The organism is Nonomuraea maheshkhaliensis, from assembly GCF_039529435.1.
Lineage (GTDB): Bacteria > Actinomycetota > Actinomycetes > Streptosporangiales > Streptosporangiaceae > Nonomuraea > Nonomuraea maheshkhaliensis.
Window position 1 is genome coordinate 96,246 of the sequence record NZ_BAAAMU010000007.1, and the last position, 15,101, is coordinate 111,346.

The window sequence follows — 15,101 nt, forward strand, 5'->3', positions numbered from 1 at the left end:
GCGGGCCTAAAATTCGCCTTTTGCACGGCTCAGGTCACACTCATGGGTCGACCAAGGGTAACCTTCAGCGATCGTGCGGGTATGTCCCACAATGCGTAGAACGAATGAGGGGCCATGAAAGGTCGCGTGCTGGTCGTCGACGACGACGCCGCTCTCGCCGAGATGCTGGGGATCGTGCTGCGGGGGGAAGGCTTCGAGCCGTCATTTGTGTCCGACGGCGACAAGGCCCTCGACGCGTTCCGGGATACACGCCCGGACCTGGTGCTGCTCGATCTGATGCTGCCGGGGGCCGACGGCATCGACGTCGCGCGCAGGATCAGGGCGGAGTCGGGGGTTCCCATCGTCATGCTCACGGCCAAGAGCGACACGATCGACATCGTGCTCGGTCTGGAGTCGGGCGCCGACGACTACATCGTCAAGCCGTTCAAGCCGAAGGAGCTGGTGGCCAGGGTGCGGGCGCGGCTGCGCCGCACTGATGAGCCGACCCCGGAGATCCTGCAGATCGGCGACATCACCATCGACGTGGCCGGCCACTCGGTCAAGCGCGGCGAGGAGACCATCAACCTCACGCCCCTGGAGTTCGACCTGCTGGTGGCGCTGGCCCGCAAGCCGCGCCAGGTGTTCACCCGCGAGGTCCTGCTCGAACAGGTGTGGGGCTACCGCCACGCGGCCGACACGCGGCTGGTCAACGTGCACGTGCAGCGGCTCAGGGCCAAGATCGAGAAGGACCCCGAGCACCCCGAGATCGTGGTGACGGTACGCGGTGTCGGCTACAAAGCCGGCCCCGCCTAACCCTCGTAGCGCCCTGCCATGCCCCCGACCAGGAAGAAGAGATCCCGCCGACGCACACTCCGCCAGATTCTCGGCGGCGTTCGCCGGCGGGTTCGCCGTGCGGCGGGCAGGACGCGCAGCATCTGGCGGCGCTCGCTGCACCTCCAGGTGGTCACCAGCACGCTCGTGATCTCGGTGATCGTGGTCGTGGTGCTCGGGACGTTCCTGTTCCAGCAGATCAACAACTCGGTCGTGCAGAGCAGCCAGCAGTCCTCCTCCGGCGAGGCGACCGCCGACCGGCTGCGCATCGCCGACGCGCTGGCCCCCGAGACAGACGATCCGGCCAAGGCGGCCGACGGCGGCGAGAAGGGGGCGGCCGACCCGCTCGACGACGTCATGGACACCATCACCGGTTCCCGCGACGACGCCTCGGAGAAGCGCTACGAGGTGCTGGTGCTCAACCTGACCAACCCCGGCAAGTCGCGGGCGTCCAACAGCGTCGAGCCCGCCAACGTGCCGGTGGGGCTCCGGCTCAGCCTGCAGCGCAACATCCGCGAGTACAAGTACGACAAGACCGTCGGGTTCATCCAGTCGATCAGGCTCGCGGGCGAGAGCCAGCCGCAGCTGCGGTTCGTGGTCGGCGGCATCGTCCACGTGCTCCCGACCGGCGAGAACTACGAGGTCTACCACTTCTTCCCGTTCAACGAGGAAGAGGAGTTGCTGACCAACGTCAGGCTCGCCATCGTCGTGGTCGGCCTGGGGCTCGTGCTGCTGCTGGCCGCCATCGCCTACCTCGTCGCCCGCCAGGTCGTCAGCCCCGTGCGGCTGGCGCGCGAGGCCGCCGAGCGGCTGGCCGCCGGCAAGCTCGACGAACGACTCAAAGTACGCGGCGAGGACGACCTGGCCCGGCTGGCGAACTCGTTCAACGAAATGGCTGCTAATCTCGCGCTCAAGATCCACCAGCTTGAGGAGCTCTCGCAGGTCCAGCGGCAGTTCGTCTCCGACGTCTCCCACGAGCTGCGCACGCCGCTCACGACCGTCCGCATGGCCGCCGACCTGCTCTACGACGCCCGCGAGGACTTCGACCCCATGGCCGCCCGCTCGGCCGAGCTCATGCAGGCGCAGCTGGAGCGGTTCGAGTCGATGCTGACCGACCTGCTGGAGATCAGCCGCTACGACGCGGGCGCGGCCACGCTCGACCTCGACTCCGTGGACGTCCGCGACGTGGTGCTGCGGGCGATCGGCGACTCCGAGGCGCTGGCCGAGCGCCACACCACCCGCTTCGAGCTGCGGCTGCCCAACGAGCCGTGCATGGCCGAGATCGACAACCGGCGGGTCGAGCGGATCCTGCGCAACCTGCTGTTCAACGCCATCGAGCACGGCGAGGGCAGGGACGTCGTGGTCACCGTGGGGGCCGACAGAGACGCGGTGGCCGTCGCCGTACGCGACCACGGCATCGGGCTCAAGGCCGGCGAGGACACGATGGTGTTCGACCGGTTCTGGCGGGCCGACCCGTCGCGGGCCAGGACCATCGGCGGCACCGGGCTCGGCCTCGCGATCTCCCGCGAGGACGCCACCCTGCACGGCGGCTGGCTGCAGGCATGGGGGCAGCCCGGCGAAGGCTCCCAGTTCAGGCTGACCCTGCCCAGGGTCGCCGGATCCGACCTGAAGGGCTCGCCGCTGTCGCTGGTGCCGCCCGAGATCGAGATGCGCCGCACCTGGCGCACCGCCATGACGCCCGTGCTGCTGCCGGCCTCCGGCGACAGTTCCAGCTATGACGGCGCGGGATACGACAGGGCCGGATATGACGAGGATTAGGCGGCTCGGCACGGCGGTCGCGCTCGCGGTCACGGTGGCCTGGGCGGGTTCCGGCTGCACCGTGATCCCCGTGAGCGGCCCGTACACCGTCAACGACCAGGGCGCGGGCGATCCGCTCAGCAAGCCGTTCCACCGCATGATCGCCATCAAGCCGCAGCCGAACTGGGGGATCGACGAGACCATGCGCGGCCTCCAGGCCGCCATGGCCGCCTACGCGGACGACCCGTCGATCCTGCTCAGCTACCTCACCCCCGAGGCGCGCGCCAAGTGGAGCGCAGGCGGGCCCGTGACGGTGGTCGAGGACGCGATCGACGTCGTCCCGCCGCCGCCGCGCGAGGCCACCGACCCGGTGCTCAAGGTCGTGCTCAAGGGCAAGTACGCCGCCCGCATCGACGAGGACGACACCTACACGCCCACCGGCGGGTCGTGGGAGCAGCCGTTCGACCTGGTCAAGGCGCCCCAGGGCGGCTACCTGGTCAAGAGCCTGCCGCAGGGGCTCGTGCTCACCAGGGCCGACGTGCGGCGCGCGTACCGTCCGACCACCCTCTACTACCTCAACCGCAGCCTCCAGGACCGGCTGGTCGTCGACCGGGTGCGGCTGCGGCTGAAGACGACCGAGTCGTTCGCGCAGACCGTGCTCGAACGGCTGCTCAAGCCGCCGACCGCGACCCTGAAGGACGCGGTGACCACCAGCCTCCCCGAGGGCACCAGGATCGAGTCGATCAGGTCGGGCGAGGGCGGCGAGCGCGTCGTGGTCAACCTGTCGGGCCCGCTCGACCTCAGCTCCAGAGACGCGCTCAGGGCCCAGATCAAGTACAGCCTGAACGCGAACGACGTCGCCAAGGGCCGCACGATCGAGATCCAGGCGAACGGCGAGCCGTACACCACCGCCCTGCCCAACACCGACGAGAGCTGGCTGGACGACAGCGGCAAGACCGCCTACTACGTGACCAAGGGCGCGATCCACTACCTGAGCAAGGACGGCCCCGGCGGCGTCGTGGCCGGCGCGGCGGGAGAGCAGCGCGACGGCTACAGCGACTTCGCCGTCTCCAAGGAGGAGAACGGCAACTCCCTCGTCGCCGCCAGGACCTCCACCGGCATCTCGGTGGCGGCGATGGTGCCGCAGGGGCGCTGGCAGGAGGTCATCCACGGCAAGGGCGACGACTTCACCGCGCCGACCTGGCATCGTGACGGCTCCCTGTGGACCTACGACAGGAAGGACTCCGTGCTGCTGCGGTACGACCCCTCCAGCGGACGCGGCGCCGAGCCGGTCGAGGCGCCCAACCTGGCCGGGCTCGACGTCACCAGGCTGCGCATCGCCAGGGACGGCGTGCGCGTCATGGTGATGACCGGGCGCAACACCGTCCAGATCAGCGCGCTGACCGGGGAGGGGCCGCAGATGAAGCTGGGCAACCTGCGCGCGCTGACCGCCACGAACGAGGCCGACAAGATCATCGACGTGGCGTGGGGGGACGAGGAGCACCTGCTCGTCCTCGTACAGAGCCAGGCCGGGCACATCCTCACCGAGATCAACGTGGGCGACGGGGAGAGCACCGGGGTGCCGCTGACCGAGCGGCTCAGGTCTGTGGCGGCGCTGGGTGACCGGGTGCTGGCGGAGACCGACAAGGGGGCCAAGCTGCTCGAACTCGGCCAGGACCGGCAGACCTGGACCGCCAAGATCGACTCCGACGCGGGCGCGCCGCTGTTCCCTCTCGGCTGATTCTGCTCCTGCGCTGTTCCTGAGGCCGGAAACTGTCGGTGGCGGCGGGCACGCTGGGCCGCGTGCTTAGCACCGTACTGGATCTCATCCTCCCCTCCTCCTGCGCCGGCTGCGGCGCCCAGGGGGCGTCGTGCTGCCTCCGCTGCTTCGGCGCCCTGACCGCCGCGCCCGCCAGACGCCTGCCCGACCCGGTTCCGCCTGGCCTGCCCGATTGCTGGTCGGCGGCTCGTTACGAGGGGGCGGTGCGCCGGCTGGTGGTGGCGTACAAGGAGCGGGGCGCCGTGGTGCTGGCGGCGGTCCTGGCGCAGGCGCTGACCCACACGGTCCTGGCGGCCGTACGCGAGGGGTGGCGCCGTCCGGACGGGCAGTGGGTGGACGGGCGGTGGGTGGACGGGCGGTGGGCGGACGGACAGCGGGGGAATGGCGGGCTCGTGGTCGTGCCGGTGCCCAGCGCGCGGCGGAGCCGCAGGGGCAGAGGCCATGACCACGTGGGCCGGCTGGCCGGGCTCGTCGCCGGGGGGTTGCGGGAGGCCGGGCTGGCGGCCGTAGCGTGGCGGGGCCTGCGGCAGACCGGCCGGGTGGCCGACCAGGCGGGCCTGAGCGGCCCTGAGAGGGTCGCCAACCTCGCCGGGTCACTCCAGGTCGTTCCGGCCGCGAACGGCCCTCCAGGGGCCTTTGCGCTGCTCGTGGACGACATTGTCACGACCGGCGCCACCCTCGCCGAGGCCGCGAGGGCACTGCGGTCGTCGGGCCTGCGCGTGCCGCTGGCCGTGACCGTCGGAGCGACACGCCGAAGATCTCAAATCAATTACGGTGACGGTCGGTAAAGAAAGATCCAATTCATGCCTCTAGCCGGAAGGTGACATGTCGCTACCCCCCGTGCCGTGGTATAGCAGCTCAGCGTATGGGAGGCCCGTGCCGATAAGGGTTGCCCATCGGTTGAACAGGGCGCCGGAAGGCGCTCTCCGGCCCGCCGAATCTCACGCAAAGTGATCTATCGTCCGATCCTCCGGCTGACATTCTTGCTGGATACGGATAGCGTTCTGACATGGCACCCGTTCGGGTCCGTGGTTGCGCAGGGTCGGGGTTCCCGGCTCTGCTAGCCGATGCCAGCCGCAGGCAAAACGGTCCACGTAAGGCGACTCTTTGTCGACCGATCACGGTGCGGCTTAGGGGTAAGTCCTGCCTTCCCGGGGGTCCAGATGTCCCCCGCCAGAAGAGAAGGGCAGTAGTGGCAACAGAGCTGCGAGACCCTCAGCAGGCGAATGTGGGGTCGAAGACCAGGTCGGCCGGGCGGGTGCCTTCCGAGTTCCCGGTGATGCCTAGTCGGAAGAGGGTAACGGTGACAGGAAGGCAGACAGAGAACCTCGTCCGGCACGCACGTCGTCGGGCGCTCTCGCTCAGTCGTTAGACCGAAGGGGGGCTGTTGCATGGACATCATCGTCAAGGGCCGGCACACAGGAGTGAGTGACCGGTTCCGAGACCACGTGACGACCAAGCTGGCCAGGATCGAACGTCTGGACAACAAACTCATCCGAGTCGATGTGGAGGTGTCCAAGGAACGCAACCCGCGTCTCGCCGGACAGCGAGAGCGGGTCGAGCTCACCATTCACTCGCGAGGACCGGCCATCCGCGCCGAAGCCTCGGCCGACGACCGGTTCGCAGCCCTCGACCTCGCACTCGACAAGTTGGAAGGCCGCCTCAGGCGCCTGGCCGACCGGCGCAAGGTTCACCACGGCAACCACTGCCCACCCTCGGTGGCGGAGATCACCGCGACCCTTCCCGACACCGCCGACCTGGCCCAGGCCAAGCAGACGACCGTCCCCAAGCAGCCCGAGGCCGAGGACGACGAGTTGCGGGAGAAGCGCGACCAGCTCTACGACGACATCGTCCCCATCGAGATGGACGGCGACGGGCCGCTCATCGTACGGGAGAAGTACCACCGGGCCGAGCCCATGACCATCGACCAGGCCCTCCTCGAGATGGAACTGGTCGGACACGACTTCTATCTGTTCCGTGACAAGGAGAGCGGCCAGCCGTGCGTCGTCTACAACAGACGCGGGTACAACTACGGCGTGTTGCGGCTCGTAGAGCCCTGATCGCGCGCTAAAAGATCTTCTCGACCACCCGAGAACCGCGGGTACGTGCCATCATGGCGGTTCAACGGCTCTGGCCCCCCGACGAGGAGGAGACGTGAGCGAGCTCAGTCAGGCGCAGATGAGCGAGCGAAGCGAGGGAAAGGCAGGCGCGAGGCGGATCGTCGCCAGTCGGACCGAGGTCGCGAGGCGGATCAGGGAGGCCTTGTGACCGAGTCCGGCGAGGTCCGTACGCCGGCGAGCGAGCCGATCCGCGTGCTGATCGTCGACGATCACGAGCTGATCAGGCGCAGCCTGGCGCTGGCGCTGGCCGCGGAGCCAGACATCGAGGTGGTCGGTGAGGCGAGCGACGGGCAGGAGGCGGTCGAACTGGCCGATCGCCTCATGCCTGACGTCGCCCTCATGGATGTCCGCATGCCCCGGCAGGACGGGATCGAGGCGACGAAGGGCATCAAGGCCTCGGTCCCGAGCACCCGCATCATCATGCTGACGGTCAGCGACGAGGAAGAAGACCTCTTCGAGGCCATCAAGGCGGGCGCCACCGGCTATCTGCTCAAGGACGTCCAGATCAACGACGTACCCGCCGCGGTGCGGGGCGTCCACGAGGGACAGTCGTTAATCAACCCGGCGATGGCGGCCAAGCTCATCAGCGAGTTCGCCAACATGAGCCGCAAGGAGGCCGAGCGCCCACCCCAACTCCCCGTCCCCCGGCTGACCGACCGGGAGATGGAGGTGCTGCGCCTGGTGGCCAAGGGGATGAACAACCGCGAGATCGCCAAGCAGTTGTTCATCTCGGAGAACACGGTGAAGAACCACGTCCGCAACATCCTCGACAAGCTGCAACTGCATTCGAGGATGGAGGCCGTGGTTTACGCGGTACGGGAACGAATGCTCGAAATCACCTGACCTGGCCGGGCTGGAAATCGCGCCACAGCCCGCCACAACAAAAGCATCCAACCGTCATCCGGCCAGAACCATCTTCCACCCCTGGCCCAGGGCGGCCCCACCCCGTCCCAAGGGCGGCTCCGATCCCGTCCCAAGGGCGGGTGCCCCGTCCGCGTCAGCCAGGGACGACGCTTCCCCCGCCCGCCCTGTATCGCGGGCGGAACGAGGAACGCGATGAGGTGGTGTCCCGCCGAGCGGCGGATGAGTGATCTCCCCACATGTCACCCGGCCCTGGAGAGACGCTGCAGCCCGCGACGGCGAACAGCCTTCGGATCGCAGCGGAGGCGGTGGACGTGAGCGGCACCGACTTCTGCTGAGACGGAGGCGAATGATCCTGCGCCGACCGTTGCGTGTCGCGTCGTCCTGCGCCGCGTAGGAGCGCTGAACCGTGCCCCGCTCCGCGTTCGGACGTCCACCCTCCGCTCGGCGTTCAGACGTTCGCGCCCCACACAGGGCTCTCGAACGTCCTCCCGCCCCCGCTCGGGCGTCCGGGGTCCCGAGCGGACAGGTGAAGTCGGGGCTGGGGTCAGGTGGTTCTCGGCGAGTTGAGGGCTGAGAGCAGTTCTGGGGAGTCGGTGCGTTCGACGCGTACGGCGTCGCAGCCCACCCACTCGGCTGCTGACCACAGAGCTTCTCTTAAGGCGTCGGTCCACTTGGCGGGGGAGAGGCCGGGTTCCAGGCTGAGTTGCCTGGCCACCAGCGTGGAGCCTTCGCGGGCCGGGTCGACGCGGCCGATCAGCCGGCCCCCGGCCAGCACCGGCATCGTGAAGTAGCCGTGGACGCGCTTGTGCTTGGGCACGTACAGCTCCAGCGTGTAGTTGAAGCCGAACACCCGCTCAGTGCGGCCCCGATGCCAGATGAGCGAGTCGAACGGTGACACGAGCGTCGTACGGTGACGCCCGCGCGGCTCCGACTCCAGGGCCGCGGGGTCGGCCCAGGCATTGCCCTGGCCCTTCTTGCCCGGCCAGCCGGCCACGGTCACGGGCACCAGGCCGGCCGCGCCGCTCAGCAGGACCTCGTCCAGGATCGCCGCGTATCGGCCCTTGAGGCGCAGGTAGTCGATGAGGTCGGTGCGGTTGGCCACGCCCAGCGAACGGCCCGCGATCGCGGCCAGGCGGACGATGCACTCCTCGTCGGACAGGTCTTCGGCCAGCAGCTCCGCCGGGACGACACGCTCGGCCAGGTCGTAGACGCGGCGCCAGCCGACCCGGCGGGTGCAGACCAGCTCGCCGATGTCGAGCAGCCACTCCAGGCCGATCTTCGAATCCGACCAGTCCCACCACGGGCCGCCGTTCTTCGCACCGCCCACGTCGGAGGTCGTCAGCGGGCCCGACTCGCGCACCTGGTCGAGCAGCTTCTCGACGCCGTCGGGGACCTGGTGCCAGCGCTGGCGCCTGTCACGGAACGCCTGGCGGCGGAACGCGTAGAGCGGCCAGTGCTCGATGGGCAGGATGCAGGCGGCGTGACACCAGTATTCGAAGCTCTGAGCCGGATTGTGCCAGTAGGCGCGCTCGATCTTGGGACGGCCGACCGCGCCCAGCCGGGCATAGGCGACCAGTTCGTGCGAACGGGCCAGGACCGAGATCGTGTCGAGCTGCACGGCGCCCAGTCTGCGCAGCATGGCATGCACCCCGCCCTTGCGGACGTCGGCGCCGATGAAGCCCTGCGAGCGGAGGATGATCCGGCGCGCCTCGTCAGCGGTCAGATCCGTGAGCCCGCCCAGGCCAGGTGAGGCGGCCCTGCCGGTCTCGGCGTCGCGACCGATCCCCCGGATCGGGCTGGGGCTGCTGGGGTCGCTGGTCCGGCCGCTCCCGCCGGTGACGCTGCTTGGGTCGCCCGCGTCGATCCCGTCGGTCCCGCCCGTTACGCTGGTCGCGCCGATCACATCGCTCATGGCTGGCCGTCCGTACGGAAATGCATGCGTGAAATCTAGCGGCGGGCACCGACAGAATCGGACCGGGTGGGTGACGGCCCACAAGCGCGGTGCGCTTTTCCGTCCGCTTCTCCGCCGGCTCGGGTGGCTCGCCGAGGCCCGGCGATGTGCTGACTCCCACCTGCGGGAGCTCGCCCGACGTGCGGAGACGGTGTGGCGTGTGGTGCCCATGTGCGGGATGGCGCGGTGGGTAGGGGCTCGTTCAGCCCGCGGGATGGCACCGTGTGCGAGAGCTCGCCATAGCGGGGTGATGGCCGGATGGGCGGAAATGGTCGTCATGCGTGGATCGCAGCGGGCTGATACCCATGCCGGGGCTGATCCCTGTGCGTGGGCTGACCCCCGTGCGTCGGACGTGCACCGTGGGGCCGGCCCCGGGTATTCGCTCACCCCCGCATGTGGGAGCGGTCCCCGTGCTTGGACCTGGTCCCCAGTGCGCCGCCCCCATGCGCGGGGCTTCCTGGAGCGTGGTGGCGGGCGGCCCGGAGTAGGGGCGCCCGCCGGGGCCGGTGGCTGGAGCGGGTCTGGGTGGCGGTGGTGGTCAGCGGTGGTCTTCGGCGCGCATGCCCACCCGCGGCGCGTCGATCACGACATCGGTGAAGATGTCGAAGACCAGCGCGAGGATTCCGCCGACGACGAACACCCCGGCGCCGATCCAGACGAGTGTCCAGTTGGCCGCCGTCAGCCCGAAGCCGGCGACGACCGTTCCCACCAGCATCACCGTCACCGCGAGCCACGAAGAGGCCCGCCCGCCGTGGCTGCCGAGATGCTCCGTCTGCTCCGACTTCTTCCCCTCAACCATGACTAATCCTTCCTTTGCCGGTTATCGCGCTAATGGTGCGAGCCGGCTCTCAACCGGCATACCCTCTGCCTTGAAGTCATTCTCCCAGACCCGTTCCGCGCCCTCGCCGTCACGGTGGCTGTGTCTGGTTGCAGAACCGCCTACGATGGCAAGCGGGGAAGTTTGTCTCGGCCTCTCCTCCTGGCGGCGCCGCCGGGGTAGACCTGCGAGGAGCTTTACATAAAGTGGCAGCCATTCTCGACAAGATCCTACGTGCCGGCGAAGGCAAGATCCTGCGCAAGCTCAAGCGGATCGCAGACCAGGTCAACTCCATCGAGGACGACTTCACGAGCCTGTCCGACGCGGAGTTGCGTGCGCTGACGGACGAATTCAAACAGCGCCATGCTGACGGCGAATCTCTCGACGATCTGCTTCCCGAAGCGTTCGCGACCGTGCGCGAGGCGGCCCGCCGCGTGCTCGGCCAGCGGCCTTACGACGTGCAGGTCATGGGTGGCGCGAATCTGCATATGGGCAACATCTCCGAGATGAAGACGGGTGAGGGCAAGACCCTGACCTGTACGCTCCCGTCCTATCTCAACGCCATCTCCGGCAAGGGCGTCCACGTCATCACGGTCAACGACTACCTGGCCAAGCGTGACGCCGAGACCATGGGCCGCATCCACCGCTTCCTGGGCCTGGAGGTGGGCTGCATCATCGCCGGCCAGCAGCCCGAGGAGCGGCGCAAGCAGTATCAGGCCGACATCACCTACGGCACCAACAACGAGTTCGGCTTCGACTACCTGCGCGACAACATGGCCTGGTCGCTCGACGAGTGCGTGCAGCGGGGCCACAACTACGCGATCGTCGACGAGGTCGACTCGATCCTGATCGACGAGGCCCGCACCCCGCTGATCATCTCCGGCCCCGGCGAGCAGTCGGGCAAGTGGTACACCGAGTTCGCCAAGATCGTCCCCCGTCTGCGCAGGGGCGTCGAGGCGAAGAACCCGGGCGAGGAGAGCACCGGCGACTACATCGTCGACGAGAAGAAGCGCACGGTCGGCATCCTCGAGTCCGGCGTGGAGAAGGTCGAGGACTGGCTCGGCATCGACAACCTCTACAAGCCCGAGCACACCCACCTGGTCGGCTTCCTGAACAACGCGCTCAAGGCCAAGGAGCTGTTCAAGAAGGACAAGGACTACATCGTCGCCGACGGCGAGGTCCTGATCGTCGACGAGTTCACCGGCCGCATCCTGCACGGCCGGCGCTACAACGAGGGCATGCACCAGGCCATCGAGGCCAAAGAGGGCGTGAAGATCAAGGACGAGAACCAGACTCTCGCCACGGTCACCCTGCAGAACTACTTCCGCCTCTACGGGAAGCTGGCCGGCATGACCGGCACCGCGGCCACGGAGGCCAACGAGTTCCACCAGACCTACAAGCTCGGCGTGGTGCCCATCCCGACCAACCGGCCGATGGTCCGCAAGGACCAGGCCGACGTGGTCTACAAGACCGAGGACGCCAAGTTCAACGCCGTCGTCGAGGACATCAAGGAGCGTTACGAGGCCGGGCAGCCGGTGCTCGTCGGCACCACCTCCGTCGAGAAGTCCGAGCGGCTGTCCAAGGCGCTCAAGCGGCGCGGCGTGCAGCACGAGGTGCTCAACGCGAAGAACCACGCGCGTGAGGCGTCGATCATCGCCGAGGCGGGCCGCAAGGGCGCCGTCACCGTGGCCACCAACATGGCCGGTCGAGGCACCGACATCATGCTGGGCGGCAACTCCGAGTTCCGCGCCGACCTGGAGCTGCGCCAGCGCGGCCTCGACCCGGTCGAGACGCCGGAGGAGTACGAGAAGGCCTACCCCGAGGCGCTGGAGAAGGCCAGGGCGGCCGTCAAGGCCGAGCACGACGAGGTGACCAAGCTCGGCGGCCTCTACGTCCTCGGCACCGAGCGGCACGAGTCGCGCCGCATCGACAACCAGCTGCGCGGACGTTCCGGCCGCCAGGGTGACCCCGGCGAGTCGCGCTTCTACCTCTCGCTCGGCGACGACCTGATGCGCCTGTTCAACTCGGCCAGGGTCGAGATGATCATGACCAGGCTGCAGATCCCCGACGACCAGCCGATCGAGTCCGGCATCGTCTCCAAGGCCATCGCCTCCGCCCAGCACCAGGTCGAGCAGCAGAACTTCGAGATCCGCAAGGACGTTCTGAAGTACGACGAGGTCATGGACCGCCAGCGCAAGGTCATCTACGCCGAGCGCCACCGCGTGCTCGAAGGCGCCGACCTGCACGAGCAGGTGCGCGGCTTCGTCGGCGAGGTGATCGAGGGCTACGTCCAGGGAGCCACGTCCGAGGGCTTCGCCGAGGAGTGGGACCTCGAGAAGCTGTGGAAGGCGTTCGGCGAGCTCTACCCGATCTCCGTCCGGATCGACGACGTCGTCGAGGAGGCCGGCGGCCGCGAGGAGCTCACCGCCGAGCTGCTCGTCGACAAGATCAAGGCCGACGCTCTGGCCGCCTACGACCGGCGCGAGGAGGAGTTCGGCGCGGAGACCATGCGCGACCTGGAGCGCCGGGTGATCCTCTCCGTGCTCGACCGCAAGTGGCGCGAGCACCTCTACGAGATGGACTACCTGCGCGAGGGCATCGGCATGCGGGCCTACGCACAGAAGGACCCGAAGATCGAGTACGCCCGCGAGGGCTTCGAGATGTTCGCCGCGATGCTTGAGGGCATCAAGGAGGACTCCGTCGGGTTCCTGTTCAACCTTGAGGTCGAGGTGCAGGAAAACCCGATCGTCGAGGAAGAGGACGCGGTGCTGGCGGAGACCCGCTCGATCATCGCGCGCGGGCTGCGCGGGCCGGACCGGCCGGCCGAGCTCGAATACTCGGCGCCCGGTGAGCAGGGCGACGTCGAGCACGTCAAGGTCCGCACCACGCAGGCCGAGCGGGCGGCGTACGGCAACGTGGAGCGCAACGCGCCCTGCCCGTGCGGTTCGGGCAAGAAGTACAAGCGCTGCCACGGCGACCCGAAGAACGCCGCCTGACCGTTCAGTTCAGGGGTTCTCGGAGATCCTCGCTTTCCGTGCGGGAAGCGAGGATCTCCGTGTTCTTTCGGGTTCTTCTGGGTTTCTCCGCCGCTGAGGTCAGGCTGTTTCGAAGTCGGTGCACAGCCATTGCAGTCCTCTTCGTTCCAGGCGTACGGCGAGTACGTGGTTGCGGTCGCCGCAATGGACCAGGGCACACATTTCAATGGCGCCCTCGCGGGGTTCCTTCATGTGCACGCCACCGACGAAAGGCGGCCGGCCGGCCCTGAGCATCCGGCCCGCTCGCGTCAGCTCCCGGTACGCGCGGTCGGTGAGCCGGTCGGCGACGGTCTCCGGTGCTCGGCGGCCGGTGAGGACCTCGGCCAGGGCTTGGGCCAGGTGGCGCAGCTTGCGTTCGTCGGGCAGGGCACCCGGCGGGCCCCACACGATGGGGTGCGTGCTGAGGGCCAGCGCGCCGTGGGTCAGCGCACGGCCGCGCTCTTCGTCGTAGGGCGGCTCGGGGGCGGGGGTGACGCCGATGCCGGGCATGGGGGAACCTCCGAATGCTCGATAGGAGTGAAAGAAAGAATCGTTATAAGGAGTTTTCGGCCCGGCTCAGGAATACAGGCCGCACCAACTTCCGCTTTCGGCGCCCGTGTTCGTCCATATTCGGTGGGAGTGATTTCGTGGAGTTGGAGTCCTCGTGGTGAGGGGGCGAGAGAGTTTCGGGCGTGATCCGGTGCTTTGCGGGCGACCTTAAATGGGCCGGATCTAAGCCCGCGGGTCCTGGATCTGCGGGGTGTCGGTCTGCGGGATGTCGTTCTCGGGCTCGCGGCCGGGGGTGGGCAGGTTGAGCAGGCGGATCAGGAGGGTGAAGAGGGCGTAGTAGATCACCAGGTACGCCAGCCCGAACCCGATGATCAGCCCCAGCCCGTGCGTGTTGGACTTGCCTGCGTTCAGCAGCAAGTCGATGGCGCCGCCCGAGAACGTGAACCCGAGCCGCGCGCCCGATTCGGCCATCAGCGCCATGGACAGGCCGGTCAGCAGCGCGTGGACGGCGAAGAGCACCGGAGCGACGAAGATGAACGCGAACTCCAGCGGCTCGGTGATGCCCGTGACGAAGGCCGTCAGCCCGGCCGAGAGCATGATGCCCCCGACGGCGCGGCGGCGCGGAGCCGGGGCGGCGCGCCAGATGGCCAGCGCGGCTCCCAGCAGGCCGAACATCATCACGGGGAAGAAACCGGTCATGAAGACGCCCGCGCCCTGCTCTCCGGCGAAATAGCAGTTGAGGTCGCCCGCCGCGTCCCGGGTCGCGCCGTTCACGCCGGCGCGGCAGACGGGGAGGGTGAACCAGACGATGGTGTTGAGTACGTGGTGCAGACCGACGGGGATGAGCAGGCGGTTGGCCACGCCGTAGATGCCCGTTCCCGCCGTGCCGTGGGCCGAGAGCCAGTCGCCGACCCGGGTCAGCCAGTCGCCGATCGGCGGCCAGAGCAGGCCGAAGGCGACGCCCAGCAGCAGGGCGGCGACGGCGGTGATGATGGGGACCGAGCGGCGCCCGCCGAAGAAGGCCAGCCAGGACGGCAGCTTGACGCGGTGGAAGCGCTGCCACAGCAGGGCGGCGACCAGGCCGACGAGGATGCCGCCGAGGACGCCGGTGGGGTTCTGGGCGCCCAGGTCGAGGGCGGGGGTGCCGTTCCTGAGGATGACGGTGACCTTGTCGTGGACGGCGCCTGGCCCGGACTCGAAGAACATGGTCCTGGTCACGCGGTCGAAGACGAGATAGCCGACCAGGGCGGCGAGCGCCGTGGAGCCGTCGGCCCTGCGGGCGAAGCCGATCGCCACGCCCACGGCGAACAGCAGCGCGAGATGGTCGAAGAGGGCGCCGCCGGCGGCGGCCATGACCCCCGCGACGGGCAGCAGCCAGGGCAGGGCGCCGCCCAGGCCGTCCTGGCCGAGCAGGTCGTCCTGACCGAACCGGAAGAGCAGGCCGGCGGCCGGAAGCACCGCGATGGGCATCATCAGA

At 68.7% G+C, this 15,101-nt stretch carries 11 protein-coding genes; 7 read left to right on the forward strand and 4 right to left on the reverse strand.

Translation table 11 applies throughout. From position 1 onward, the window contains the following. Nucleotides 1-114: 114 nt before the first annotated feature. From mtrA to ABFX54_RS07330, 6 genes are all read left to right on the forward strand, one after another. Nucleotides 115-792 (forward strand): MtrAB system response regulator MtrA, encoded by a 678-nt coding sequence (gene mtrA, locus ABFX54_RS07305; RefSeq protein ID WP_106236674.1) that lies wholly within the window; start codon nt 115-117, stop codon nt 790-792. Nucleotides 793-810: 18 nt separating this feature from the next. Next, nucleotides 811-2,589 carry an MtrAB system histidine kinase MtrB gene (gene mtrB, locus ABFX54_RS07310; protein WP_346102525.1) on the forward strand — a complete coding sequence of 593 codons (1,779 nt, stop codon included), beginning with the start codon at nt 811-813 and terminating at the stop codon, nt 2,587-2,589. Beyond that, entirely contained in the window at nt 2,576-4,309 is a 1,734-nt protein-coding gene (locus ABFX54_RS07315; protein WP_346102527.1) for an LpqB family beta-propeller domain-containing protein, read from the forward strand. Before mtrB ends, ABFX54_RS07315 begins: the two co-directional genes overlap by 14 nt. A 62-nt stretch (nt 4,310-4,371) precedes the next feature. Next, a complete protein-coding gene (locus ABFX54_RS07320) occupies nt 4,372-5,136 on the forward strand; it encodes a ComF family protein (protein ID WP_346102529.1) in 765 nt (254 codons plus the stop codon). Nucleotides 5,137-5,739: 603 nt separating this feature from the next. After that, nucleotides 5,740-6,408, forward strand: coding sequence for a ribosome hibernation-promoting factor, HPF/YfiA family (gene hpf / locus ABFX54_RS07325; protein WP_346102531.1), 669 nt, complete (start codon nt 5,740-5,742; stop codon nt 6,406-6,408). A 204-nt stretch (nt 6,409-6,612) separates the two neighbouring features. After that, a complete protein-coding gene (locus tag ABFX54_RS07330; RefSeq protein WP_106236680.1) occupies nt 6,613-7,311 on the forward strand; it encodes a response regulator in 699 nt (232 codons plus the stop codon). Nucleotides 7,312-7,876: 565 nt separating this feature from the next. On the opposite strand, the gene ABFX54_RS07335 is transcribed toward ABFX54_RS07330, so the two are convergent. Both ABFX54_RS07335 and ABFX54_RS07340 read right to left on the reverse strand, forming a co-directional pair. Further along, the gene (locus tag ABFX54_RS07335; protein WP_346102533.1) at nt 7,877-9,244 is read right to left on the reverse strand and encodes a winged helix-turn-helix domain-containing protein; all 1,368 of its coding nucleotides are present in this window, start codon (nt 9,242-9,244) and stop codon (nt 7,877-7,879) included. Between the two features lie 577 nt (nt 9,245-9,821). Continuing rightward, on the reverse strand, nt 9,822-10,082 hold the full coding sequence (locus ABFX54_RS07340) for an HGxxPAAW family protein (RefSeq protein ID WP_346102535.1): 261 nt from the start codon (nt 10,080-10,082) through the stop codon (nt 9,822-9,824). 224 nt (nt 10,083-10,306) lie between these two features. Here ABFX54_RS07340 and secA point away from each other — a divergent pair, with 224 nt between their 5' ends. Next, nucleotides 10,307-13,096 carry a preprotein translocase subunit SecA gene (secA, locus tag ABFX54_RS07345; protein ID WP_346102537.1) on the forward strand — a complete coding sequence of 930 codons (2,790 nt, stop codon included), beginning with the start codon at nt 10,307-10,309 and terminating at the stop codon, nt 13,094-13,096. Nucleotides 13,097-13,195: 99 nt separating this feature from the next. On the opposite strand, the gene ABFX54_RS07350 is transcribed toward secA, so the two are convergent. Both ABFX54_RS07350 and ABFX54_RS07355 read right to left on the reverse strand, forming a co-directional pair. Next, complete coding sequence (locus ABFX54_RS07350; RefSeq protein WP_346102539.1) at nt 13,196-13,624, reverse strand: Rv3235 family protein; 429 nt, start codon at nt 13,622-13,624, stop codon at nt 13,196-13,198. A 222-nt stretch (nt 13,625-13,846) separates the two neighbouring features. Then, on the reverse strand, nt 13,847-15,097 hold the full coding sequence (locus tag ABFX54_RS07355; RefSeq protein WP_428834506.1) for a PTS transporter subunit EIIC: 1,251 nt from the start codon (nt 15,095-15,097) through the stop codon (nt 13,847-13,849). Between the last annotated feature and the right edge of the window lie 4 nt (nt 15,098-15,101).